This is a genomic window from Zymobacter sp. IVIA_12111.31 C1 (assembly GCF_047495495.1).
Classification (GTDB): Bacteria; Pseudomonadota; Gammaproteobacteria; order Pseudomonadales; family Halomonadaceae; genus Zymobacter.
The window spans coordinates 1,153,716-1,179,588 of sequence record NZ_CP179930.1 but is presented as its reverse complement, the minus strand read 5'-3'; the positions used below and the strand labels follow the sequence as shown (position 1 = coordinate 1,179,588).

At 56.1% G+C, this 25,873-nt stretch carries 22 protein-coding genes; 3 read left to right on the top strand and 19 right to left on the bottom strand.

Annotated elements, in window-relative coordinates:
- Window positions 1-13: 13 nt before the first annotated feature.
- Window positions 14-1,852: a molecular chaperone HtpG gene (gene htpG / locus ACMHYW_RS05285; RefSeq protein ID WP_414501475.1), complete on the bottom strand. Its 1,839-nt coding sequence runs from the start codon at window positions 1,850-1,852 to the stop codon at window positions 14-16.
- A 1,070-nt stretch (window positions 1,853-2,922) separates the two neighbouring features.
- On the opposite strand from htpG, the gene ACMHYW_RS05280 reads away from it, so the two are divergent.
- Window positions 2,923-3,633: a LuxR C-terminal-related transcriptional regulator gene (locus ACMHYW_RS05280; RefSeq protein ID WP_414501188.1), complete on the top strand. Its 711-nt coding sequence runs from the start codon at window positions 2,923-2,925 to the stop codon at window positions 3,631-3,633.
- A 212-nt stretch (window positions 3,634-3,845) separates the two neighbouring features.
- Here the strand turns inward: ACMHYW_RS05280 and ACMHYW_RS05275 are convergent, their stop codons facing one another.
- Window positions 3,846-4,169: a YkvA family protein gene (locus ACMHYW_RS05275; RefSeq protein WP_414501187.1), complete on the bottom strand. Its 324-nt coding sequence runs from the start codon at window positions 4,167-4,169 to the stop codon at window positions 3,846-3,848.
- Window positions 4,170-4,516: 347 nt separating this feature from the next.
- Between ACMHYW_RS05275 and ACMHYW_RS05270 the strand changes: the two genes are divergently transcribed.
- Window positions 4,517-6,511 carry a transglycosylase SLT domain-containing protein gene (locus tag ACMHYW_RS05270; protein WP_414501186.1) on the top strand — a complete coding sequence of 665 codons (1,995 nt, stop codon included), beginning with the start codon at window positions 4,517-4,519 and terminating at the stop codon, window positions 6,509-6,511.
- A 67-nt stretch (window positions 6,512-6,578) separates the two neighbouring features.
- Here the strand turns inward: ACMHYW_RS05270 and ACMHYW_RS05265 are convergent, their stop codons facing one another.
- The 8 genes from ACMHYW_RS05265 to thrS form a co-directional block, all read right to left on the bottom strand.
- Window positions 6,579-7,022: a flavodoxin domain-containing protein gene (locus ACMHYW_RS05265; protein ID WP_414501185.1), complete on the bottom strand. Its 444-nt coding sequence runs from the start codon at window positions 7,020-7,022 to the stop codon at window positions 6,579-6,581.
- A 147-nt stretch (window positions 7,023-7,169) separates the two neighbouring features.
- Complete coding sequence (gene ihfA, locus ACMHYW_RS05260; RefSeq protein WP_414501184.1) at window positions 7,170-7,487, bottom strand: integration host factor subunit alpha; 318 nt, start codon at window positions 7,485-7,487, stop codon at window positions 7,170-7,172.
- A gap of 27 nt (window positions 7,488-7,514) precedes the next feature.
- Window positions 7,515-9,911, bottom strand: coding sequence for a phenylalanine--tRNA ligase subunit beta (pheT, locus tag ACMHYW_RS05255; RefSeq protein ID WP_414501183.1), 2,397 nt, complete (start codon window positions 9,909-9,911; stop codon window positions 7,515-7,517).
- 26 nt (window positions 9,912-9,937) lie between these two features.
- Entirely contained in the window at window positions 9,938-10,939 is a 1,002-nt protein-coding gene (gene pheS, locus ACMHYW_RS05250) for a phenylalanine--tRNA ligase subunit alpha (protein ID WP_414501182.1), read from the bottom strand.
- Window positions 10,940-11,218: 279 nt separating this feature from the next.
- Entirely contained in the window at window positions 11,219-11,572 is a 354-nt protein-coding gene (gene rplT, locus ACMHYW_RS05245) for a 50S ribosomal protein L20 (protein WP_027705368.1), read from the bottom strand.
- A 38-nt stretch (window positions 11,573-11,610) separates the two neighbouring features.
- On the bottom strand, window positions 11,611-11,811 hold the full coding sequence (gene rpmI / locus ACMHYW_RS05240) for a 50S ribosomal protein L35 (protein WP_027705367.1): 201 nt from the start codon (window positions 11,809-11,811) through the stop codon (window positions 11,611-11,613).
- A gap of 120 nt (window positions 11,812-11,931) precedes the next feature.
- Window positions 11,932-12,477: a translation initiation factor IF-3 gene (infC, locus tag ACMHYW_RS05235; RefSeq protein WP_414501181.1), complete on the bottom strand. Its 546-nt coding sequence runs from the start codon at window positions 12,475-12,477 to the stop codon at window positions 11,932-11,934.
- 26 nt (window positions 12,478-12,503) lie between these two features.
- Entirely contained in the window at window positions 12,504-14,405 is a 1,902-nt protein-coding gene (gene thrS / locus ACMHYW_RS05230) for a threonine--tRNA ligase (RefSeq protein ID WP_027705365.1), read from the bottom strand.
- Window positions 14,406-14,711: 306 nt separating this feature from the next.
- Between thrS and ACMHYW_RS05225 the strand changes: the two genes are divergently transcribed.
- Window positions 14,712-15,476 carry a VOC family protein gene (locus ACMHYW_RS05225; RefSeq protein ID WP_414501180.1) on the top strand — a complete coding sequence of 255 codons (765 nt, stop codon included), beginning with the start codon at window positions 14,712-14,714 and terminating at the stop codon, window positions 15,474-15,476.
- Between the two features lie 330 nt (window positions 15,477-15,806).
- On the opposite strand, the gene ACMHYW_RS05220 is transcribed toward ACMHYW_RS05225, so the two are convergent.
- From ACMHYW_RS05220 to ACMHYW_RS05180, 9 genes are all read right to left on the bottom strand, one after another.
- Window positions 15,807-16,514, bottom strand: a complete 708-nt coding sequence (locus tag ACMHYW_RS05220; RefSeq protein ID WP_414501474.1) for an ABC transporter ATP-binding protein — start codon at window positions 16,512-16,514, stop codon at window positions 15,807-15,809.
- Entirely contained in the window at window positions 16,507-17,286 is a 780-nt protein-coding gene (locus tag ACMHYW_RS05215; protein WP_414501179.1) for an ABC transporter ATP-binding protein, read from the bottom strand. Before ACMHYW_RS05215 ends, ACMHYW_RS05220 begins: the two co-directional genes overlap by 8 nt.
- A complete protein-coding gene (locus ACMHYW_RS05210) occupies window positions 17,283-18,224 on the bottom strand; it encodes a branched-chain amino acid ABC transporter permease (RefSeq protein WP_414501178.1) in 942 nt (313 codons plus the stop codon). Before ACMHYW_RS05210 ends, ACMHYW_RS05215 begins: the two co-directional genes overlap by 4 nt.
- Window positions 18,211-19,134 (bottom strand): branched-chain amino acid ABC transporter permease, encoded by a 924-nt coding sequence (locus tag ACMHYW_RS05205; RefSeq protein ID WP_414501177.1) that lies wholly within the window; start codon window positions 19,132-19,134, stop codon window positions 18,211-18,213. Before ACMHYW_RS05205 ends, ACMHYW_RS05210 begins: the two co-directional genes overlap by 14 nt.
- Window positions 19,135-19,275: 141 nt before the next feature.
- Window positions 19,276-20,409, bottom strand: coding sequence for an ABC transporter substrate-binding protein (locus ACMHYW_RS05200; protein ID WP_414501176.1), 1,134 nt, complete (start codon window positions 20,407-20,409; stop codon window positions 19,276-19,278).
- A gap of 36 nt (window positions 20,410-20,445) precedes the next feature.
- Entirely contained in the window at window positions 20,446-21,240 is a 795-nt protein-coding gene (locus ACMHYW_RS05195) for a pyrroline-5-carboxylate reductase family protein (RefSeq protein WP_414501175.1), read from the bottom strand.
- 312 nt (window positions 21,241-21,552) lie between these two features.
- The gene (locus ACMHYW_RS05190) at window positions 21,553-22,710 is read right to left on the bottom strand and encodes an amidohydrolase (RefSeq protein WP_414501174.1); all 1,158 of its coding nucleotides are present in this window, start codon (window positions 22,708-22,710) and stop codon (window positions 21,553-21,555) included.
- Between the two features lie 252 nt (window positions 22,711-22,962).
- Entirely contained in the window at window positions 22,963-24,264 is a 1,302-nt protein-coding gene (locus tag ACMHYW_RS05185) for a cytochrome c (protein WP_414501173.1), read from the bottom strand.
- Between the two features lie 2 nt (window positions 24,265-24,266).
- On the bottom strand, window positions 24,267-25,871 hold the full coding sequence (locus ACMHYW_RS05180) for a GMC family oxidoreductase (protein WP_414501172.1): 1,605 nt from the start codon (window positions 25,869-25,871) through the stop codon (window positions 24,267-24,269).
- Between the last annotated feature and the right edge of the window lie 2 nt (window positions 25,872-25,873).

Here is a 25,873-nt window from a genome sequence, read left to right as displayed (position 1 = left end):
AACAACCGATGACTTAGAGGGTATCGGTCAGCACTTTGTTCAAGCGCCTTACATAAGCTGCAGGGTCATCAAGATGCCCGCCTTCAGCAAGGATCGCCTGATCCAGCAGGATCGCCGCCAGATCGTCGAAACGTTCGTCGGGCGCTCCTTCCAGCCCTTGCACTAGCGCATGCTCTGGATTGATCTCCAGAATCGGGCGGCTTTCAGGAATCGGCTGCCCTGCGGCTTCCATCAGACGGCGCATCTGGAAGCCGACATCATGCTCGTCCAGCACGACACAGGCAGGCGAATCGGTCAGGCGGTGCGTGACACGGACATCTGCCACACGCTCGCCCAGCACGCCCTTCAGACGTTCGATCAGTGGCTGTTTCGACTTGGCCGTTTCTTCCTGCGCTTTCTTCTCGGCTTCGTCTTCGACGTCGCCCAGATCCAGGTCACCCTTCGCCACGTCGGCAAACGACTTGCCGTCAAACTCACCCAGATGCGCCATCAGCCAGTCGTCGATGCGATCGGACAACAGCAGCACTTCGATGCCTTTCTTACGGAAGATCTCGAGCTGTGGGCTGTTGCGAGCGGCATTGAAACCATCGGCCACAACGTAATAGATCTTCTGCTGCCCTTCTTTCATGCGGCCCACATAATCGGCCAGCGACTGATCCTGCAGCGGCTGGTCGGTGTGGGTCGTCGAAAAGCGCAGCAGTTCGGCAATCTGCTGACGGTTGCTGAAATCTTCTGCAGGACCTTCTTTCAGTACTGAACCAAACGCGTTCCAGAAGTTCTGGTACTTCTCGGCATCGTTCTTGGCCAGCTTTTTCAGCATGTCGAGCGCACGCTTGGTCAGCGCACTCTTCATTTTCTCGACCTGCGGATCCTGTTGCAGGATTTCACGCGAAACGTTCAGGGACAGATCGTTGGAATCGACCACCCCCTTGATGAAGCGCAGGTACAGCGGCAGGAACTGCTCGGCATCATCCATGATGAAGACGCGTTGGACGTACAGCTTCAGGCCGCGAACACCTTCACGCTGATACAGATCAAACGGTGCCTTGGACGGCACATACAACAGGCTGGTGTATTCCAGTTTGCCTTCGACGCGGTTATGGCTCCAGGTCAGCGGTGCATCACCGTCGTGCGCGATATGCTGATAGAAAGAGGTGTATTCGTCATCGGATACATCGCTACGTGGGCGCGTCCACAGCGCCTGTGCTTCATTGACGGTTTCCCACGCCGGCACTGTCTTTTCTTCATCTTCTTCTTCGCTGCTGTCGACCACAGTCTGCATGCGTACGGGCAGGTCGATGTGATCAGAGTATTTGCGAATCAGATGGCGCAGACGGTACTCCTCTGCGAACTCAAGGGCATCTTCACGCAGGTGTAGGATGATTTCCGTGCCGTGCTCCGCACGCTCCAGCGATTCTACAGTGAACTCACCTTCACCGCGCGACTGCCACTGCACACCAGCGGAAGCTGGCGTCCCCGCTTTGCGAGTATTGACGGTGACTTCATCAGCCACGATGAAAGCCGAGTAGAAGCCGACACCGAACTGTCCGATCAGGCGAGAGTCTTTCTTCTGTTCACCCGTCAGCTGTTTTAGGAACTCCATGGTGCCAGAGCGTGCGATAGTCCCTAGGTTGGCGATGACATCGTCACGGTCCATACCGATGCCGTTGTCACGCAGCGTCAGCGTGCGAGCCTCTCGATCGGCACTGATCTCAACGCGCAGCTCCGCATCACCTTCATAAAGCGCATCATTGTCGAGCGCCTGATAGCGCAGCTTATCGCACGCATCCGAGGCATTGGAGATCAGTTCGCGCAGGAATATCTCGCGGTTGGAATACAGGGAGTGAATCATCAGCTGCAGCAGCTGTTTCACTTCCGTCTGAAAGCCGAGGGTCTGCTTGGATTCCACTTCAACCTCCTAAACTACGGTATTTATTGGCTTAGAGCGCGTTTCTGAACAAGATTCCGGGGCAGATTCTGCAAGAAATCTAGGTGAAAAAGGGGCTGACGATTTCGTCTCCCGAAAGAGCTATATGGTTGCTGAAATGGAAATTCCAAGTGGAGCACCCCATGCTTTTCAGGCTTGTAGAAATCTCGCCTCATCTAGAGAACAAGGGATACAAGGGAATCAATGACCGACTTCGGGCGAGATGGAAGATAAAGCGGAAGCCCCAGAAAACGGCTTAGAAGATTTTTAAGGCTATCGCTGAAATGCTCGCGCATGAAACTATTTACGATGCTCCTTATTTTCCAAAAACAGCTTATTGGTTATATAATATCAATAATATATCATCCGATATTAAAAACAAAAACACACTTAACACAATATCGAATTATTTCAACAAGGACATACGCCAGTAGAATCAAATTATTATTTTTTAAACTGCGCTTACCAGTCCGAGATACAGGACCTTTCCCTACAAGGATAGGAAGTTGATTCCGACACAATGAGATGGATGGCATACTAGACGTTATCAAAAAATAGTGGGGCGATCATAATTTGAAATCATTGGGCAATATAGTTCTCAAGAGAAGCTTGCTCCATAATAAAAACAATAAATATATAAATGAAAACATGAGCAATTACACACAGCCATCTTTTCATCATAAACACTCGCAATCAATTCACAAAACAGTCCACCATTACTAATATAAATAGTTAAACAAAATTCACCACTCAAACACAGTCCATTTAAGGATAAACAAGAAAGTGTGCGACACTTGCTAATCTAAAACAGATTAATCCATTCCAATTCCTCGCGGTCGGAATCCGGTACGTATTGAGTCCTACATTAATAGATACCTAGCATCCCTGCTCGTTTGACACCCTTCTGCCGCCCTATCTATTGGTTCAGTAGCTGCTAGCATACAGATTTATTTACAGTAACCAACAGCTTTAAACAGTCATAAAGGTACGACAAAATGAACAGCCAATGGCAGATAGACCTATTTGACGGCCTAAACAATGCAACAAATATGCAAGACGTACTTGATGCCACATTAAAGATAGTGCGGAACTTTGGTTTTGATCTATGTGGATGGAGAGCAAAACTTCCTTTACCGCTAAATAACAAACACAGATATTCAACGCTTAATTCAAACGAAGATAAGGTCAGTGAACAAGCAAGCAATGGTTATTATGACAACGCACCAGTTCCAAAGCACTGCTCTCAATCTATAGAGCCTATCTCATGGTGCGGCACAACAGAAGATAGAATCTTCATAGAAGCACCCGATTTAATAGAAGAATATTATGGTTCTGGACATCGAGGGGGATGGGCACAATCATTGATAGAAAGCAAAAATATGTTCAGCCTATTCTACGCAGATAGCTTTAGCATATTATCAAAAAAAGACATAGAACATGTGGATTTAAAAATGCAGTTTGTTACAACAGCAGTGCTTAGTAAAATGAATGCATTTCGCCTAAGACCCAGTATAAAATTAAGCGAAAAAGAAAAGGAGATATTGAGATGGTCAGGGGATGGAAAAACAGCATGGGAAATAGGACAAATTTTAAGCTTAAGCAATAGCACCATCAATTTCCATTTGCGAAATGCAATGTTTAAACTGGATGCTCCGAATAAAACGTCAGCTATTGTAAGAGCGATTTACTTAGGTCTTCTTCATTGAATTACGCCCTTTATTCTTTTTGACAACCCGCCTGCTGGCGGGTTTATTGTCTAATAACACTCTCAAGAAGACTTTTTCTGTACTCCATCCCCATACGCTTTACAGAACACCTCAGCATACCGCCCGCTCACATGCGCCTTTCTCCTCCCTCTACAAAGGCGCAAGAGTCTGTCTACCTACGCGCCACACACGTACCAAAGCGTACGCATGGCTTACTTTGGATGAAGTGCATGCCATTCGCGCCACGGTTGCATGGCATCGTAGAGACGTGACAGTAGCCAGCCACAAATCACCACATCGTCAACCAGTCCCCACAGTGGGATAACGTCGGGAATCAAATCAAACGGGCACAGTAGATAGCCGACGATCACAAGCGACAGAATCAGCGCTTTCCACGGCAAGGGTCGATAGCGCCCCAACAGGCAGTCGCGCCACATGGGCACCAGTAGTTTGAGGGCTTTCCCCGCCTGCCAGAGCAGTCGCCAGCGACGTGGAGCCAGCAGGCGCTTCCATTTCGGTGAAGTGTTTCGCGTCATATTCGCCTCGTCTGAAAATTCAGGGCGTGATGGCCATCGTGCCTGCATATCCATCTCGCAAGATCGGGTATTATACAGCGACAGCCGCCTAGGTACGTCTTATCGTCACTGATAGTCAATGCCCGCTATCACGATGGGTCGCCATTGGCACAATCTCAGCGTAATACGGATAATGTCAGCTGTCCCGTTGTCCCATGACACGGCACCGCGTTTCCAGCGTATTGCGCCACACTCAATGAACCCGTGAGAGGTTCTGACACTGCCCCGCCGCCGTTCTCTTTTCAGGTTCAAGCGGAGCAGCGACACTATGTGGGAACGCCCGTTCCTGCTATTCAAGGAGATGATGTATGAGCGCTTCTTTCGGCACGCTGTCGCTGACCTCGCGACGCTTGGCCTTCTCACTGGCATTGGGCCTGACAGGCCTGATGGGGCCTGCGTTCGCTACGGAGGCGGCATCCGATCAGGAAATGCGTCAGGCGCTCAGCGATGCTCGCAGCAGTGTCTGGGACACAATGGATCAAAAGGCGCTTTCGCAGCATGTGCTGGAAGGCTACCTCACCTATCACCGGCTGCTTCAGCAGCTGCCCAGCGTAGCTCCGGCCACCATCAACCAGTTCATCAGCGCTCATCAGGACTCCCCGGTGTCCGAATGGATGCGCAATCAGGCTCAGCTGCAATACGGCAAGGCTGGCAACATGTCAGCCCTATTGGCCGTCAGTAACGAGACGTTGCCCAAGAATCTGCAGGCCCAGTGCTACCTGCTATCGGCACGCTTAATGCAGGCTGCTCCGGTGGCCAACCAAGCCGCCGCCGATGCTCGCGAGCTGTGGCGCAGCGGCCAGAATATTCCCAATGAGTGCAACAGCCTGTTCACGCAGCTGCGCGATACGGCACGACTGGACAATGCTGATGACTGGCAGCGCATGATGGCCGTCTGGCGCAAGGGAGACATGCGACAAGTCGATCAGCTTCGTAAGCGGTTCGAGGGATCTCCGCGCTGGCAAGGCGCACTGAGCGCGTTCGATAGCGTACGCAACCAGCCGGAAGCAGTGGCACAATTGCCCGCCCTTAGCACATCTGACGGCCATGCTCGCGAAGCGCTGATCTACAGCAGTCTCTATCGCTATGCACGCCAGAATACGGCCGCAGCACTAAGCTTCTGGCAAGCGCGGGGCAACCAGCTGGTGCTGATGCCTGAACAGCGTACTCAGCTTGAGCATGACCTGCTTCAGCTCGCCCTTTCACGCCAGACGCCCGGATTCAATAGCTGGGTCGATCAGCGATTGATGCAGCGCCAAGACGATGATCTGACACTATTGCGCATACGCAACGCGCTGCTGGCTCAGTCTTGGCAGGATGTCATTCGCTGGGTCGATCACCTATCACCGCGCACCCACGGCGATGCTCGCTGGCAATACTGGCAAGGACGGGCTCTGGCCGCGCTCGATCGCCAACAGGAAGCCAATGCGGCCTTCAAACAGGCCGCACAGGGACACGATTTTTATGCCTTCGTAGCGGCCGATCGTTTGCATCAGCCCTATGCGCTGCCAATCCAGCCCGCCACCGTCGACAACGGCGCCCGCCAGCGCCTTAGCCAGATACCGGCCATCCAACGCATCCAGGCGCTCTACAAAATCGACGAACCATCACTGGCCCTAAGCGAGTGGCAATGGCTGTTGAAGAACGCTTCGCCGGAAGAACGCCGACAGTTCGCGGCCTTTGCGCAATCCCAGCAGTGGTACAACCTGACCGTAGCGGCCGCTCTGGATAGGCGCATCTGGGATGCCATTGAGTTGCGCTTCCCGCTGGCCTACCCGGATATGTTCAATCGCTGGGCCGCCACACGTCAGCTCGACACCTATCTGTTGATGGGCGTTGCGCGCCGTGAAAGCGCCTATAACCCTGTCATTCAATCCTCTGCCGGTGCCCGAGGCTTGATGCAGCTAATGCCGGTAACGGCCAAACATGTCAGCCGCAAGGAAGGTATTCCCTATGCGGGCGTCAGCGATCTGAATGACCCTGACACCAATATCGCGCTGGGCAGCGCTTATCTGCGCTCACTGCTCGACCGCTATCAGGGTAATCGCATTGCCGCCGTGGCCGCCTACAATGCAGGCCCCAATCGCGTAGACCGTTGGCTAAGCACCAGCGACCTGCCCTTTGACCTATTTATCGAGCAGATTCCGTTCAAGGAAACACGCGAGTACGTGCTGGCCGTGCTGAGCTACCGTACGATCCTGGAACGCCAGGCCCAACCCGGCAGCCAGCTTCCCGTCCTGACTGCGCCCGAACGCATGCGTACCTACAATAGTGATCTGGTCAACTTTCAGCCGAATGCCTGAAAACGAACTTTCCTCGCCCTAAAGAAACGGCGCCCTCGGGCGCCGTTCGTGATTCTGCTTGAAAAAACTACGCCGCATCTAGCGCCGCCAGCCACTTCGGCAGCCACGCTAGTGCTTCTTCATCAGGATATTCCGAACCACTGGCGTCCAATTCCAGACGCTCCCCGATTCGAATGGCCCCCTGCTGAGTCAGCACGTCATCCAGATGGCGCCCTGCGCCACAGAACGTCGGATAGCGGCTGTCTCCTAGCGCGATCAAGCCATAGAGACGCCCCGTAACGGCAATGTGACCCGCTTCGATACCATTGACCAAGGGAACGAGCGCACTGGGGAAATGGCCTCGCCCAGTCGTCGAGGTGCAGAACAGCAGCACGTTAGCATCAGGAATATCCTGTGGTTTATCTTCTAAGATAACGGTATACCCTTCTGCTACCAGCGCCTCCTGAAGCTGCTCAGCAACATCCAGTGCCGTACCCAGTACGCTTCCCACCATCAGTGCAACGGTCGTCATCACCTCTCCTATTTGCTGGCCGTACTATCGCAGGACGCCAGCATACCGAGCCTTGGCAACAGATACCATGTTCGGATACGACAATGCCCGCACTGGCAATAAAGCCAGTGCGGGCATTGAGAGTAGAACGGACAAGCGGCCGCGGTACTATGCCTTGTCAGTCGCCTCGCGCTCGCTACTGCCGTCGTCTACGCGCCCTTTGAGCTTCTGCCCCGGGCGGAACGTAACGACGCGACGCGCCGAAATGGGAATCTCTTCCCCTGTTTTGGGGTTGCGGCCCGGACGTTCACGCTTGTCGCGCAAATCGAAGTTGCCGAACCCTGACAGTTTCACCTGCTCGTTCTCACGCAGGCAGTGGCGAATTTCCTCGAAGAACGATTCCACCAGCTGCTTGGCATCGCGTTTCGATACGTCAAGCGTCTCGTGAAGATGTTCGGCAAGGTCAGCCTTGGTCAACGCACTCATCCTGATCTCCTCCATCATCCTGGAACATCAGCTTCTCAGCGTAGCACCATATCGGGAAGATACTGCGTCTACGGCCTGAGAAACCCATGTTTCGATCTCTTCATCCGTGAGCGTACGTTCGGGATGCTGCCAGCTCAGCGTCAATGCCAGACTCTTGTGCTCGGCAGCGATACCGTCTCCAGCATAGACATCGAACAGATGAACATCGTTCAACCATTCTCCGCCCTGCTCGCGCAGCAGCGCCATCAGTTCGGCTACCGGGACCTCTTCCTTGGCAACGAACGCTAGGTCGCGACGCACTTCCGGGAAGCGAGACAGCGCACCGCCCCACGGCAGTCGGCCCGCCAGCAGAGGAGCTGTTTCCAGTTCGAACAGATAGACGTCGCCCGGTACTCCCAGCTGCGCTGCGACTTCAGGATGCAGTGCACCCAGCCACCCCACAGTACGTGCAGCACCGTCATCCTGCAAGTAGTCGATGCGTGCAGACTGTCCCGGGTGCAGTGCCGGATGCGTATCTGCCACGAAATGCCAGCGTTCGCTGTGCTGCCCCTGCGCCATCAGATTCTCAACGATCCCTTTCAGGTCGAAGAAATCCGCGCGCTCACGCAGTTGGTTCCAATCACTCGGGAAGCGAGAACCATACAGAACACCGCCGATGTAATCGACCTGAGCAACGTTATCGATGTCACTGCCACGGAAAACCTGTCCCGTTTCGAACAGTGCAACGCGCGTCTGCTGACGGTTGAGGTTGTACATCAGTGCGTTGCACAACCCCGGCCACAGGCTGGTGCGCATTACGGACAAATCGGCAGACAGCGGGTTTGCCAGCGCCGGTGATGTCAGCTCAGGCTGCAACTGCTGCTGAAGCTCGGGTGCCACGAAACTGTAGGTGATGGCTTCGCTGAAACCCGCGGACTGCATGACACTGCGCAGATGGCGACGGGTCAGCGTTGCTTCACGAGACGCTGCCGGAGCTAATGCCAAACGCGGTGCATGAGAAGGGATATTATCGTAGCCGTGAATACGGGCCAGCTCTTCGATAAGATCCGCAGGCTGTTCGATGTCGAAGCGCCATGTCGGTGCCGTGACCTGCCAGCCTTCGCCTTGCTCTTCTACGCGCATACCTAAGCGAGTGAAGATATCAACGATTTCCGCATCAGGCAGCGCAATACCCAGTTTCTTGACTTCAAAACCGCGCGGGAAGAACAGCGTGGACGGCTGCGGCAGACTTTCTTCAGCTACGGCACCGCCGATCTGCCCTGCCTTGCCACCGGCCAGCTGAGCCAGCAGTTCGACAGCACGTTCAAGCGCTAACTGCTGCAGGGCCGGGTCCACCCCACGCTCGAAGCGATGGGACGCATCGGTGTGCAGACCGTAGCGGCGCGCACGTCCGGCAATCGCGATCGGCGAGAAGAAAGCCGATTCCAGCACGACGCGACGCGTAGCCGTCGTTACACCGGTAGCGTTGCCCCCCATGATGCCAGCGATGCCTTGGACGCCCTGATCGTCAGCGATGACCAGCGTATCACTATCGAGTGCAATCTCCTGACCGTCGAGCAGCGTCAGAGATTCGCCCTGTTTAGACCAACGAGCCGTCAGTGCCCCTTTGAGGATATCGGCGTCATACGCGTGCAGCGGCTGCCCCAGTTCAAGCATGACGTACTGCGTGACATCAACAATAATGTCAACGCTGCGTACGCCCGCACGGCGCAGACGCTCAGCCATCCACAGCGGCGTTTCCGCGCCAGCGTCAACGTTTTCAACCACGCAGGTCAAAAGCTTCGGACAAGCGACCTTGTCTGCCAACTCGACGGGCCATGCCGCCTCGCTGCTGTCAAAGGAGGCCTGCGGCTTAACGTCGGTAACAGGCACTCGGTTGAGAACGCCCACTTCACGTGCGATACCGCGGATGCTGAAGCAGTCACCACGGTTCGGGGTCAGATCGACGTCAATAATAGTATCGTCGAGCGCTAGCCATTCACGGATATCGGTACCGACAGGTGCCGTGCTGGGCAGCTCCATCAGCCCCGCTGAATGCTCTTCTTCAAGGCCCAACTCTGATGCACCACACAGCATGCCGTGAGATGGAACGCCACGCAGCTTGGCTTTCTTAATCTTGAAGTTGCCCGGCAGTACGGCACCGATACGCGCCAGCGGAATGACCAGCCCTTCAGCGGCATTCGGTGCACCACAGACGATCTGATGCACTTCCGTACCGTCGTTGACCTGACAGACACGCAGTTTGTCAGCGTCAGGATGCGGTTCTACCTTTTCGATACGTGCGATGACGACGCCGGAAAATTCAGCCGCAGCGGACTCGACGCTATCGACCTCAAGCCCCGCCATGGTGATCTGATCGGCAATACCCTGCGCGTCCAGCTCGGGGGCAACCCAGTCACGCAACCATTGTTCTGAAACTTTCATGATGCCTCTCTGGATAGTGGTCCGGGTTAGAACTGACGCAGGAAGCGCAGATCGTTATCGAAGAAGACACGCAGGTCTTTGACGCCATAGCGCAGCATAGCCAGACGTTCGACCCCAAGGCCAAAGGCAAAACCTGATACTTTCTCAGCGTCATAGCCCGCATGCGCAAAGACCTTCGGGTTGACCATCCCGCAGCCCATCACTTCAAGCCAGCCGGAATAAGCGTCCTGATCGGGACTGACGCGGCGGATATCCACTTCGGCGGACGGTTCCGTAAACGGGAAGTAGGACGGACGGAAACGCACTTCGATGTCATCGCCTTCGAAGAACGCTTTGAGGAAGGACTCAATCGTGCCTTTCAACTCTGCAAAAGTGACGTTTTCGTCGACGTACAGCCCTTCCACTTGGTGGAACATCGGGCTATGGGTCATATCGGAGTCACAGCGGTAAACGCGACCCGGGCAGATGATGCGCAGCGGCGGAGTCTGTTTCTCCATAGTACGCACCTGCACGGGCGAGGTGTGCGTGCGCAGTACGTGCGATGCATCGAAGTAGAAGGTGTCGTGCATAGCACGCGCCGGATGGTGCGCCGGAATGTTGAGCGCTTCGAAGTTGTGATAGTCGTCTTCGATTTCCGGGCCTTCGGCCACTTCGTAACCAATTTCACCAAACAGGCGGCTGATACGCTCGATAGTGCGCGTGATGGGATGTTCAGTGCCCCATGCTTCACGGCGACCCGGCAGCGTCACGTCGATACGCTCGGCCGCCAGACGTTTTTCCAGCGCCTCGCGCTGCAGCAGCGCCTTGCGCGCGTCGATGGCTTCAGCCACGCGGTTCTTGGCCTGGTTGATGGCCTCACCGGCCGCCGGACGTTCTTCCGGAGACAGCTTGCCCAGCCCTTTGAGCTGCGCGGTGATTTCACCCTTCTTACCCAGATAACGTACACGCACGTCATCGAGGGACTGTATATCCTCAGCCGCGGCGACCGCGGACTGTGCGGCTTCGACCAGTCTGGACAGTTCGTCCATCGATTTGCTCCGATTCCTGTAGGCGATTCGCGTCCGCGAACCCACCTGTATTCGAGGCAGGGACTGTTGTGTTGCCCCAGCGCTATGGTATGCCTTGCCCGATCGGCAGCGTCTGCCATGTGCCAAGCGCCTGACGCGATGATCAGCCACTAGAACAGCACCCTAAAAACAAGAAAGGGAAGAGCCGCAGCTCTTCCCTATCAGGGCAATGCACTTCCGATTGCGTCAAGCCAGCCTGCTCTCAAGAGAGCCTAAGCGGGCTACGATCACAAGGCCGGATTACAGAGCGGCTTTGGCTTTCTCAACGATAGCACCAAAGACCTCTTTCTCGTGAACAGCCAGATCCGCCAGAACCTTACGGTCGATTTCGATGTTGGCTTTTTTCAGGCCAGCAACGAAACGGCTGTAGGACAGACCGTTGATACGAGCAGCAGCATTGATACGCGTGATCCACAGAGCGCGGAACTGGCGTTTACGCTGGCGGCGGTCACGGTACGCATACTGACCGGCTTTGATGACAGCCTGTTTGGCTACGCGGAATACGCGAGAGCGCGCACCGTAGTAACCTTTGGCCAGCTTGAGGATCTTCTTGTGACGACGGTGTGCAGTCACACCACGTTTGACGCGAGGCATAGTCTTCTCCTGACTTCAGATGTCTTATGTGAACCGTATTAAAGGTTCGGCAGCATACGTGCGATCAGCTGACGGTCAGCTGCGTGCAGCTGTTTCATACCGCGAAGCTGACGCTTACGCTTGGTAGACTTGTGAGTCAGGATGTGGCTACGGAAGGACTGCTTGTGCTTGAAGCCTTTAGCAGTCTTCTTGAAACGCTTAGCAGCGCCACGGTTACTCTTGATCTTGAGCTTTGCCATGGAAAATTGCTCCATTCCGATTTCTTGTGCGGGCACGCGAAACCGATGGTTATTTAGAAAACCCGAGGCCGATGGAAGGACGCTTACGCGCCCTTCACACCCGTTCGAAGAGCCAACGGATCACTTTTTCTTGGGAGACAGCATCATGGTCATCTGACGCCCTTCCAGACGCGGACGCGATTCGACTACAGCCAGTTCTTCGAGATCTTTCTCGATACGTTCCATCAGCCTACGGCCGAGGTCCTGGTGAGCCATTTCGCGGCCACGGAAGCGCAAAGTGACCTTGCCTTTGTCTCCGTCTTCGAGGAATCGAACCAGGTTGCGAAGCTTGACCTGATAGTCACCCTCATCAGTTCCAGGACGGAATTTAACTTCCTTGATCTGGATCTGTTTCTGCTTCTTCTTCTGAGCCGCTTTCTGTTTCTTCTGCTCGAATACGAACTTACCGTAGTCCATGATCTTGCAGACGATCGGATCAGCATTGGAGATCTGGACGAGATCCAGTCCCACCTCTTCAGCCTTTTCGAGAGCGACACGGAACGGGACTACACCCAGCTGTTCGCCTTCGCTGTCGATGAGACGGACTTCGTCCGCACGGATACGGCCATTGATGGGCGGCAGTTTTTCCTGCGGACGCCCGCGTTGATTGTTCCGCTTGATTGTCATGTCTCCATTGACGGTGAAACGAGAGGTCAGGCGCGTTCGGCGTGCAGCCGTTCGATAAAGTCGGCGATGGACAGTGAACCCATGTCCTCACCAGTGCGCGTTCTGACCGCAATGCTGCCATTGTCCATTTCCTTGTCGCCTACGACAAGTAGATATGGAATTTTTTGCAGCGTATGTTCACGGATTTTAAAACCGATCTTCTCATTCCTCAAGTCCGCTTCGGCACGAATGCCTGCTTCTTTGAGTGTTTCAAGCACTTTTTTGACGTACGGTGCCTGGTGATCGGTGATGTTCATGACCATGGCCTGAATTGGGGCCAGCCATGTCGGCAGTGCGCCTTCATAGTGTTCGATCAGGATACCGATGAAACGTTCGAAAGAACCAACGATCGCACGGTGCAGCATGACCGGCGTACGACGCGCGCCGTCTTCAGCCACGTACTGGGCACTCAGACGTACCGGCATCATGCTGTCGACCTGCATCGTACCGACCTGCCATTCACGGCCGAGAGAGTCCTTCATATGGTACTCAATCTTCGGCCCGTAGAACGCGCCTTCACCCGGCAGCTCAATCCACTCGACGTCGCAGGATGCCAATGCGGAACGCAGTGCGCCTTCGGAACGATCCCATTCTTCCTCGGTGCCCAGACGCTTCTCAGGACGCAGTGCGATTTTGACCTGAATATCTTCGAAACCGAAATCGCTGTATACCTTCAGCGCCTGACGGTGGAAAGCCTGGACTTCGGAAGCGACCTGCTCTTCCGTGCAGAAGATGTGACCATCGTCCTGCGTGAAGGCACGCACACGCATGATACCGTGCAGCGCACCGGACGGTTCATTACGATGACAGGCACCGAATTCGCCGTAGCGGATCGGCAGTTCACGGTAGCTGCGCAGACCAGAGTTGAAGACCTGTACGTGGCCCGGGCAGTTCATCGGTTTGATGGCGAACTCGCGCTTTTCGGACTCGGTGAAGAACATGTTCTCGGCGTAGTTATCCCAGTGGCCGGATTTCTTCCACAGCGTCACGTCCATGATCTGCGGGCAGCGGACTTCCTGATAGCCGCCTTCCTTGTAGACGTTGCGCATATACTGCTCGACCGCCTGCCACAGCGCCCAGCCGCGCGGATGCCAGAACACCATGCCCGGCGCTTCTTCCTGTTGATGGAAGAAGTCAAGACGGCGCGCCAGCTTGCGGTGGTCGCGTTTTTCGGCTTCTTCGAGACGTTTCAGGTAAGCCTTAAGCGCTTTTTTGTCGCCCCATGCCGTACCGTAGATGCGTGTCAGCATCTGATTGGAAGAATCGCCACGCCAGTAGGCGCCCGCCAGCTTCATCAGCGTGAAGTGCTTGAGATGGCGCGTGTTTGGCACGTGCGGTCCACGGCACATGTCGGTGTATTCCAGGTGGTGATACAGACGGATGGTCGCACCGTCCGGAATACCTTCGATGATTTCCTGTTTGTACGGTTCATCGCGTTTGACGAACGTCGCCATCGCCTTGTCGCGATCGACGTATTCACGCACAACGTCGTAATCTTGGTCGATTAGCTCGGCCATGCGTTTTTCGATTTTTTTCAGCTCGTCCGGACCAATGGATTCATCGCCGAAATCGACATCGTAATAAAAACCGTTGTCGATAACCGGACCAATGGCCATCTTGGCATTCGGATAGAGCTGCTTGACGGCATGCCCGACCAGGTGCGCGCAGGAGTGACGAATGATCTCAAGACCTTCTTCATCACGCGCGGTGATGATGCTGATAGCCGCATCATGATCAACGGTATCGGCGGTATCAACCAGCGTGCCATCGATCTTGCCAGCTACCGCTGCCTTGGCCAGACCCGGGCCAATGGATTCAGCGATCTGCATGATCGTGACGGGGTTATCGAAACTGCGCTGGCTTCCATCAGGAAGAGTAATGGTGGGCATGAAATTTCCTTACGTTTCAGTGGTGCACCCTACCAAAGTGCACATGACGTATGAATGTGCAGAATTGCACGTGGATAGCTGACAATTCTATCACCCACACCACTAACCCGTCCATGTCAAATGGCGTTTTACCATCGTTTGAAATGCCGCTCTACAACGCGTCGTTTCAAGCACTTCCATGCCTGCCGCTCTTGCAGGTAGCGGCACGATGATGGCTTGCCATAACGACAGATCAAAAGCGTCTTAGCTGGCTTCGGCAGCGAATGATAAGGTGGTTCACCACGCTGTTATAACGAGGTTTTTACCATGGCATCACTCGTCTGGGATCACGTAGTGCACTACGTCAACGACCTGCAACAGACCATCGATACCTTCGAAGCGCATGGCATTGCAGCACACCGCGGTGGCGATCACCCCGGCTGGGGCACCTATAATGCGCTCAGCCACTTCGACCTGACCTACGTCGAGTTCCTCGGTATTCGCGATCAAGCCGAGCTGGACGCCATTTCGTCATGGCAGGTGGTGTCACGCGATGCGGGACGCTTCCTTCCCGACCAGCAAATTCTCAGCCGTCTGGCACTGCGTACGGACGATATCGACGCGGTCGCTGCCGCTCTTCACGCCCAGAAGATCGACACCTCTCCGATTCTAGAAGGCCGCCGTTACGATACGGAAGGCAACCTGATCGAATGGAAGATGCTGACCATTGATGGCGACTTCCAGGGCGTGCTCTACCCGTTCGTTATCCAATGGCAGCAGAGCGATGACGCTCGACGCGCTTCTCTGAGCGCCAAAGGGCTGCTGCAACCTAACGCCGCCAAGGGGCTGACGCTGACACAGGCTGTCATTGAAGCCGAAGCGCCTCAAACCCTTGCCGAGCACTGGGCTGCGCTGTTCGATCTGCCGCTGAGCAACGATGAACACGGCCCGCGCCTGACGCTACCCAATGCCACGTTCCTGTTCCGCGAAGGTGCTGCCAATCGCATTACGGATATCGGCATCAGTACCGACGATGAAGACCAACGCGGCACTACCGTCGCTATCGGCCAAGGTGCGTATCACTTGGCGTAACACCTGATCACCGTCAGACAAAAGTTTTGCCCGATTGTGCTCGCTCAGTGCTGCTGAGCGGGCTTTTTTGCATCGCGACACTGATGCACCAGCGACAGCGTTTATCGCGCACAGCGAATAAAGCGCTTCCCTTGTGCCACTGTGCACCTTCCCCTCCCAATCAATGGGCTTCGCCATTCTTTTCGTTATCTATCCTGTTGCCAGCAGTGCGCTGTTATTAGTGCGATAAATTGGCGAAGCCGCCGCGGTCATAAACGCAAGAAGCGTACCGGAATCACCCGACACGCTTCTTAGCGATGATATTGAAGCCTTGGACTTGAACCGCCGAGGTTATGCAGCACTTCCGCCCAGATAGGCTTCCCTGACTCGCTCGTTGTCCGCTAGCTCAGCCCCACTGCCCTGCAACACGATTCTCCCGTGTTCCATGACATAGGCTCGATCGGAGATGCTCAACGCAGCGCAAGCGTTCTGCTCAACCAACAGTACCGTCGTTCCCGTTTCCCGAATATCTCGAACGAGCGCAAAGATTCTTTTGACCAGCTGTGGCGCCAGCCCCAGTGACGGCTCGTCCAGCAGCAGTAAGCGCGGGTGACTCATTAGCGCGCGCGCAATGCACAGCATCTGTTGCTCGCCGCCCGACAGCGTCCCTGCCTTCTGATTCCGACGCTCACGCAGCACCGGAAACATATCCAGCATGGCCGTACGCGTCGATGCCATCTTGGCGGGCTGCTGAATGCCACCGAGAACGAGGTTCTCATCAACGGTCATGTCCGCGAAGATCTGACGGCCCTCGGGTGCCTGCGCCAGTCCGGCACGCACGATAGCGTGTGCCGAACGGCCCTGAATGGGCTGATCATTAAAGAGGATCTCGCCACGCGAAGGGCGGTACAGCCCCGACAGCGTACGCATCAGCGTGGTCTTGCCGACCCCGTTGGCCCCCAGCACACTGACGATTTCACCAGAATCGACGTGAAGCGATATGTCATGCAGGATGGGCAGTCCGCCGAGCTGCACATCGAGTGAACGTACATCAAGCAGCATCGGTCACCTCCTCATCATCGCGGCCCAGATAGATATCCTGCACCAACGGATTGCGCCAGATGTCGTCAGGCGTCCCTTGTGCCACCAGCGCCCCTGAGGCCAGTACCAGCACACGCTGGCACAGCGTTCTGACCAAGTTAAGGTCGTGTTCGACCAACAACAACGTGATACCACTGCGGTGCAACGTTGCCAAAAAATCTGCCAGCTGAGCGGTTTCGGTATCGTTCAGGCCGGCCGCTGGCTCATCAAGAATCAACAGCTGCGGCGACAGTGCCAGCGCGCGGGCAATTTCCAGATACTTGCGCTGACCATAAGACAGGTTGGCCGCCAGCTGATCGGCCGCATCGGCAAGCCCCGTCACTTCCAATGCCCGCCATGTCGACTCAGCCACCGCTCGCTGCGGTTTGCCACGACGTACTAGCGCATCCCAGAGCCGATAGCGGTGCTGTCCCATAGCGCCCACACTGACATTATCAAAGACAGTCATATTGGGCAGGATCTTCAGGTTCTGGAAGGTCCTCACGATGCCAAGATGGGCGATACGATGCGCCGACAGCTGCTGAATATCGCGTCCCTGCCAACGGACGCTGCCGCTGCTCGGCCGCGTGAACCCCGTAATCAGATTGAACAACGTGGTCTTACCAGCACCGTTGGGGCCGATCAGTCCAACCAGTTCGCCCTGCTGAAGCGTCAAAGACACATCGTCGACTGCCTTCAGCCCACCAAAGGTACGCGACACGTGTTCAAGCGTCAGGAAATCACTCATCATTTCACCTCCGGTCGAGCAGGACGACGCTGCAGCCAGCGCAGTGCAAGCACTTCAGGCCAGAGACCACTCGGCCGCAGCACGATGGTTAGGAACATCACTAACCCAACGGTAAACATGCGGTAATCGCCCAGCGGCCGCAGCACTTCGGGCAAGCCGGTCAGCAGTACCGCGCCAAGCACAGCCCCCGGCAGGCTACCCAGACCGCCAACGACGATGATCGCCAAGATCAAGATGGACTGATCGAACTGGAAGGATTCCGGTGCGATATAGCCCGTGGAATGCGCCCACAGCGCCCCTGCGATGCCCGCCATGAAGAAGCTGATCATCAGCGCCTGAGATTTCAGTACCAGCGGCGACAATCCAACCGCCTGCACACATTGATCGTCCTCGCGCAGTGCCCGCAGTACGTTGCCGTACAGCGAATGCACTACACGGTGAATAAACCACAGCCCCGCCGCCACAATCGCCAGTGTCACCCAGAAGGTCACGGACGTGCTGACGCTGAACAGCGGAGGAATGTCGGAGATGCCCATCGGGCCGTTGGTCACGCTGATCCAGTTGAGCAGCGCAACATAGATGATCTGCCCCACGCCCAGCGTTGCCACCGCAAAATACACGCTGGTCAGGCGCAGGGCCGGCAGCGTGATCAACACCCCGAAGATCGCAGCGACGACACCTGCCAACGGGATGGTCGCCCAGATGGGCAATCCGGCAGAGGTGCTCAGTAGTGCACTGGTATAGGCACCAATGCCATAGATCCCGGCATGTCCTAGCGACATCAGCCCGGTCGTACCCGTCAGCAGGTTGGCACTGGCTCCCAGCAGCGCAAAGATTAGGATGGTCGTTCCTACGCGATAGGCATAGTTAGAATCCGCAGCGGCCACACCGATCAGCGCCAAGCCAATAATGAGCCATATTCCGTATTTAAACGCGTTCACGGCGACCTCCCAGAATACCTCGTGGGAAGAACAGCAGCGTTGCCAGCAGTAGCGCATAGATGATGCCATCGACCCAGCCTGCATCGATGTAGTTGGTGGCTAACGCCTCCACCAGCCCCAACCCCATGGCGCAGATCACGGCACCAGGGATCGAGTTGAGTCCGCCCATGACCATCGCCACGAATGCCTTGATCGCTACGCTGAAGCCCATGGTCGGCATGATGCTACCGGTATACAGCCCGACCAGTACGCCGGAAATGGCCCCCAGTACGCCACCGAGCATGAAGGTAATGATAATGGTGCGTTCAATGTTGATGCCTACGTGCAGTGCACCGTTAACGTTGCTGGCCACGGCACGCACAGCTAACCCCTGGCGCGTTCTGAACAGGAACCACTGCAGACCGATCAGCGCCGCCAGCCCAAAGCCGAAAATAATGAACTGACCGCTGACGAAGGTCACCGAGCCCACCGTGATCGGCTCCATCAGCTGATAGGCGGCAGGAATCGGCTGCGCATTGGAGCCTTGCAGATTCGACAGCAACTCACGCACGACAATGGATACGGCCAGCGATGACAGCAAGGTTGCCTCGCGCACGGCTTTGGATTTCAACGAGGCTTCATCGCTAAATCGCCGTAACGGTTTGAAGGCCAGCCGCTCCAGCAGCGCCCCGCTCATCAGCCCCACCACGATCACGGCCAGCACCACCACAAACAGTGGCGGCGCTACCAGCTGGATCACCCACAGCCCCGCAAAGGCCCCCAAGGTATAAAGCTGGTCGTGGGCAAAGTTCACCACGTTGAGCACCCCGAAGATCAGTGTAAAACCGATCGCCATCAGGGCATAGACGGTGCCCTGCGCCAGACCGTTGACGATCTGCTGCAGGAAGAATTGATCGAACATCTCGAACATAGCGTTCTCCCTCGCTCGAAGGCGTTCATTGATGGAAGCAATGCAGCACACTCATTCGGCAAAGACATGAAAGGGCACCCTGAAGTGCCCTTTCAAACACAGCGTCCTGCGTGCGGCATGCACCGCTATTCTCTAACCCGCTCAGTGCTCGACAGTAACGAAAGCGCCATTCTTGATTTCCAAACGTTCCTGCTGTTTGGAAGGCTCGCGCGTCTGAGGATCGAAGGTGGTCACCCCAGTGACACCGGGAAAGTCCTTGGTCTTGGCTAGCGCATCGCGCACGCTCTGCCGAGTGGCCTCAGCACCACCTCCTTTCACAATAGCGTCCAACACGATGTTGGTGGCGTCATAGGCCTGAGCCGAAAACAGGTTGGGATCGGTATGGAATCGGTCACGGTACTGAGCGATATACGCTTTGGCAGTAGGTGACGCGGCCGCCACGCTGAAGGAAGACGGCAATTTCACGCCCTCAGCGGCCGGCCCGGCCAGCGTGATCAGTTGCTCTTCGACCAGTGAACTAGTGGCATACAGCGGCTTGCGCACGCCCAGCTGACGCAGCTGCTGCAGCAGCGACGCGCCATCTTCATAGAACTGCACTAAGTAGAGCGCATCAGGACGGTTGCGCGCCGTTTTAGTGATGATAGAACGGAAGTCGCGCGTGCCGGGGTTATAGAACTCGGTCGCAACGACCTCACCGCCCTGCGCCTTGAACGCTTTGGTGAACTCGGCGACCGACGACTGACCCCAGTCGTTCTGGATCGCAATGATGGCAATACGCTTGACCCCGTTTTCATGCGCCCATTCCGCCGTCCGCGGCGCTTCATACGCCATAGTCGTGATATTGCGGAACTGCCACGGGCTCAGCTTGACGAAATCAGGATGGGAAGCGGTTTGCGACAGCTGTGGAACGTGGGCATTGGCATACACACGCCCCGCCGCAATTGAGGCCGTGGAGGAAAAGTCGCCGATCACACCGACGATCGAAGAATCATCGGCGAACTTGCGCGCAATGTTGACGGCTTCTTTGGCATCGCTTTTGCTATCTTCAAACTTCAATACGATGCGGTCGTTTGGCAGGCGCTTGGAGGCATTGAACTCATCTACTGCTAGCGTAGCGGAGTTACGGAACGCCTGACCGTATTGGGCGTATTCCCCGGTCAGCGGTGCCTGGTAGCCAATGGCAATATCCTTGGCCGTCGCTTGGTGTGCCGCCGCCAGTGACAGTAGCAGCGCGCTGGTCTTGCCAACCTGAGTCAGTACTCGTTTAAAGGTCATCATGCTTCTCCTCATGAGGTCATGGACGCAGTGATATCACTTGCCGGCCAATTCAGTGGTGCGCTTCACCGCTGCCAGTACGCTGCGCTGCAGCCCTGCCGCGAAATCGCTGTTATTGAGCTCATACAGCCCATGCATCCCAACCCCCGCCGGCGAATTGTTGATATCCAGCAGCTGGCGCGGATGTTTGCCAGACAGGGTCAACATTTTGGCGGCCCCGACGAGGTTCTCCAGCACGGCCTGCTTGACCAGTTCACGTGGTAAGCCTGCCAGCACGCCCGCATCGACCATGGATTCGTAAAAGTAATAAATATAGTTGGGCCCAGCGACGGCCACCCCAGTAAACGCGTCGATCAGCGCCTCGTCGATATAAACGACCTTGCCGAACCCATTAATGAAGGCATCTACCTGTTCTTCGCGCGCATACTCGTTCAGCACCGCAGCACTGTAGCCGAGGCCCGTATCCGTCAGAGTATTGGGAATGATGCGCACCACGGCACGCGGGCCTTCAAGCAGGCTGTTCCAGCGATCGATGGTGACACCCGCTACGATAGACACAGCGGCCGCTTCGGGAGCCGCCTGAGACGAAATCAGCTTCGTGACACCGATCAGATCGTCCTGAGGGCGCACCCCGATCACCACCAGATCGGCTTCAGGCAGCGTTTCGTCGCGCGAACGCGCATCCAGTGCATAGCGTTCATTGAGCAATGCCACGCGATCGGCATCGATATCGGAGATGGAAATGGCCTGGCTGTCGTAGGTCCCTTTGGCGATCAATGCACGAATGATCGCTTCTGACATTTGCCCAGCACCAATGAAATGAACGGCCATGAACGCCCCCTATGAATTCTTGTTGGATAACAGTCATTTCGAGTCTATCGAGGGGCAGGCATGCTGTTAACGACCCTTTTCGTCTATCAATAGCAGCGACAGCTATGATACCCAAAACGCATAACGACACATTGCGTTATTCCATTGTATGAAAAGGACTTAGCCAAAAGGCTTACGAAGGTAACTGCTTAAGGAAAGGTGATGTAACGAGAAGAAAAACAAAATGAAGGGCGAGAACCGATGAAGAAATGCCGGCGACCTCTCATAGAAGAGGCCGTCGGCACTATCAGAAACTCATAAACGAAGGAACACTTAGGCCGAGGCTAAACGATCGAGTGCTGCCAATGCCAGCGTGTGCAGGTAGTGCGCCGTCGGAAACAGCGCACGGTCATCAACGCGAAATGCGGGATGATGCAGCGCATGCGGGCCGCCAGAACCGATCATGACGAACACACCCGGAATCGTCTGCTGATACAAGGCAAAGTCTTCCCCGATAGGGCTTGCGTCGACCCGGCGTGCCTCGAATCCTTCCCGCTCGCCAACCTCCAAGGCCACATCGGCCCATTCCGCAGTGTTGTCGACCGATGGCGGGCCCGGCTGCCAGTCCAGCGCCAGCTTGGCATTATAGGTATGCGCCAGCCCATCCAGTATGCGACGCAATTCCGCCTCAATCAGCGCCCGCGTTTCGGCACTGAAAGTGCGAACAGTACCTTCCAAAGTGGCGGTATCAGGAATGACGTTCCAGGTCGAACCACTTTCAACGTGCGTGATCGAAACGACCGCACTGTCATTCGGGGCCACACGACGGCTCACGATGCCCTGCACAATCGAAATCAACTGACCCAGAATGATGATCGGGTCATTGCCAGCCTGTGGGCGTGCTGCATGAGACCCCTTGGCCGTGATGGTGATACCGAAGCGATCGACACCCGCCGTCAGCGCACCGGCCTTAGTACCCAACACACCAACCGGCAGCGTAGGGTCGTTGTGAATGCCGAAGATCGCCTGCACGCCCTCCAGCGCCCCCGAGTTGAGCACATCAATGGCTCCTTTCGCCACCTCTTCAGCCGGCTGGAACAGAATCCGTACACGCCCTTTGATCTGCGGCTCAATGGCCTTGAGCAGAATGGCGGCCCCGAGCGCCGCGCTGGCATGAAAATCGTGACCGCAGGCATGCATCACCCCTGTGTTCAACGACTTCCACGGCACATCAGCCTCCTCGACGATGGGCAGCGCATCAATGTCCGAACGCAGGGCGATCAACGGCCCTTCCTGCTGACCGCCAATTTCTGCAACCAACCCGGTCTTCAGCGGCAGATCCAGCACACGAATGTCATGTTCTTCCAACGCCGCCCGCAAACGCGCCGTGGTTTCGTACTCTTCGTTGGACAGCTCGGGGTGCTGGTGCAGCGTCTGACGAAACGTTTCCAGATGGCGTGCAAGCGTTTGATGATGGGCAGCGATCTTCATGCCGAACTCCTGTTGTCGATGGGCCGCCTCTAGCGAGGCATCTGCAAAAGGGACGTGGCGCAATGCGAACACTGCTCACTCCAGCCAAGGAATCCCACGGTCCATGTCTATTTCATACCCTACCCTGCCCGTCATGGAAACAGGCTTCACCAAGCAATCTGGCATAAGCTCGGATCAAAACCTTATGCACGACCACGAAAAAGCCCCCGAAGGCAACCGCCATTCGAGGGCCGAGCGCGCGGTTCATGCGGCTCAATCGTTGCGCAGTGCCTTGACGGACTTGGGCGTCACATTCATGTCACCACGCCCGAACTGCTGGCTGAGGTAGTTAGCCAACGCCGCGATATCTTCATCGGACAGCTCATCGCGGAAGGCCGGCATCAGTACATCGTTGCCCGGAGTCTTGCGCTTCACACCATCCAATACCACGTTGATGAGGTTGTTGTGATAGTCGGTACCGATGACGCTGTTATGGAACATCGACGGATAATAGCCATCAGGCGAGCCCTGCCCGGCAGGCCTGTGGCAAGCCGCACAGTTCTCCAGATACACACGAGCCCCTCGATCCGATGGGGCATCCTGAGTAACGGGCTGGGCCCGCAGGCGCAGGAAGTCATCGCCGGGAGTACCATAGCTATAGCGCGGACGGGTATCGCCATCATTGACAGCAGGCACCGTCTTCATATACACCGCGATAGCATGCAGATCCGCGTCGGTCATATGGCTGAAACTGTGTTCAACTGCCTCGCCCATCTGCCCACCGGCCTGCCCCTTACCACGCACATTGCCATCCTTCAGATACTGCACCAGCTCGTCGGTACTCCAGCCACCGATCCCGCTGTTGATGTCCGAAGTGATGTTAAAGGCATGCCAGCTCGCGATATCAGCGCCCGCCAGGTACTCGTCACCCGTCTCATCGTAAGCGCGCTCCTGCATTGCCAACCCGCGCGGAGTATGGCACGTGCCGCAGTGCGCAGGCCCCTGCACAAGATAGGCACCGCGGTTCCATTCATCGCTCTGCCCCGCCTTGGGCTGATAGGCACCTTCATCAAGAAACATCCAGTTCCATATCTTCAAAGGCCAGCGAATGGTCAGCGGCCAGTAAAAGTCCGGCGCCTTGTTTTCCTGATGAATCGGTTGAACCCCATGCATGAAATAGGCATACAACGCCTCGATTTCATCATCGGTCATCTTGGTATAGGACGGATACGGCATCGCCGGATAGAGGTTGCCTCGATCTGGCGTCACCCCTTCACGCAGCACTCGCGTGAACTCCTCCAGCGTATAGCTGCCAATCCCGGTATCCTTATCCGGCGTGATGTTGGTCGAATAGATGTTGCCCATCGGCAAACCCATCGGCAAACCACCGGCAAAGGGCTTGTCATGATCAGTGGTATGGCATGCGACACAGTCCGCCGTTCGCGCGACATACTCGCCGCGCTTCACTAGCTCGGCCTGTCGTGTACTGGCCTCTTCTGCTGCCGCCACACCGCTCATCCATAGGGCAGCCATCGCCCCTACGCCCAGCGACACCCGCCAAAAGTTGCTCGCCATCATCACACCTCCGCCTTGATGACTTCGGCCATGCGCAGCGACAGTGCCGCCACAGTCAGCGTACAGTTGACCGTTCCCACCGTTGGCATAACGCCACTGGTGGCCAAAAACAGGTTCTCGTGATCGAACGTACGGCAGTGCTGATCAACCACTCCAGTTTCGGCCGTCGGCCCCATCATCACCGTACCGCAGATATGCTGGTTATTAGCAAAGTCATCCGCATACTGAATATCCGTACCGCCCATGACCTGTGCCGCACGCGTATACATCTCGCGGGTATGCTCGGCCCCTCGCTTAACGTAATCGTCAATGCGGTAGAAGAATTCAGGCTTGGGTATCCCCAGTTTGTCTGTATGCACCTTGCTCGGCACAATGCGGTTTTCGGGAAGCGGCAGTATTTCGTGGAAACTGTCGAACTGCACAAAGCGTGCTGCGCGATCACGGATCTGTTCTTCCAGCGCGTTCCCGAAGATCAGTCGATCACCTGCAAGGAGCTCTTGGGTGACTTGATCGACACGCGACAGGTTTGATAGGTGGATCTTTTTCCCCGCCGCCGTGCGCCGAAAATCGCCGTCACGCCACGCGACCGCAGAAGTCATTTCCTGAGGCCCGCGTCCCGGCCATAGCGGTTCCTTGGCATAGAAGCGTACGCCGATCCCCGGGTGATCCATCAGGTGACGACCCACCCAGCCAGAGCTGTTGGCCACACCATTCGGATTGCGACTATCGACCGAAATCTGCAGCAACTTCGGCGTTTCGATACCGTTCGCCGCAATGACGAAGTATTTACCTTCAACGCGGTGCGACTCACCTTTCGGATCCTTGTAATGCACCGCCACGATACGGTTGTCATCGCCCGTCTCGATGCGGTACACCACTGCCTCGGGAACTACTTTGGCCCCCGCCTTCTCGGCTTTTTCGACATGGACGATACCGCCATACATCGCACCAATAGGGCAGATCGGCATGCAGTTGTTATTACCGCAGCAGGTAGGGCGATCATCGTAGGGACGGCTATTACGCGCCACCGGCTCCGTCACAATCCCAAACCCCTGGGCATTGAGGCGCGTCTTGATCGTGTGCTCGTTATAGGACAGCGGCAGCGGCGTCATCGGGTAAGGCTGGGAACGCGGTGAACCTAGCTCTTCATCATTAGGCCCCCACACGCCCAGTGCTTCTTCAGCGCGCTGATACCACGGTTCAAGTGCATCGTAGTCAATGGGCCAATCAACCCCGACACCATAGGTGCTCTTCAGCTTGAAATCGACCGGCAGATAGCGCCACGCCGATGCCGCCCAGTGCCACGTCGTGCCACCGACCAAGCGCAGATATTGCGCATCGTAGGAGTGCTCACCGCTTTGGATGAAGTAGTCGTTCTTGGGGTGCATCGTTGGAATCGGTGCATAGTCGGTACACGGGTATGGCGATTGAAAATCCGACTTGAACGCACTGGAACGAAAGTTGCCCGTAATTTCGCCGCGTGTCAGACGCGGCCCTGCTTCCAGCATCAGCACACGCTTGCCAGCCTTAGCCAGCTGATGAGCGATCAGAGCACCTGCTACCCCTGTGCCAACGATGACAACGTCAGCCTTTTGAATTCCTGCCATGA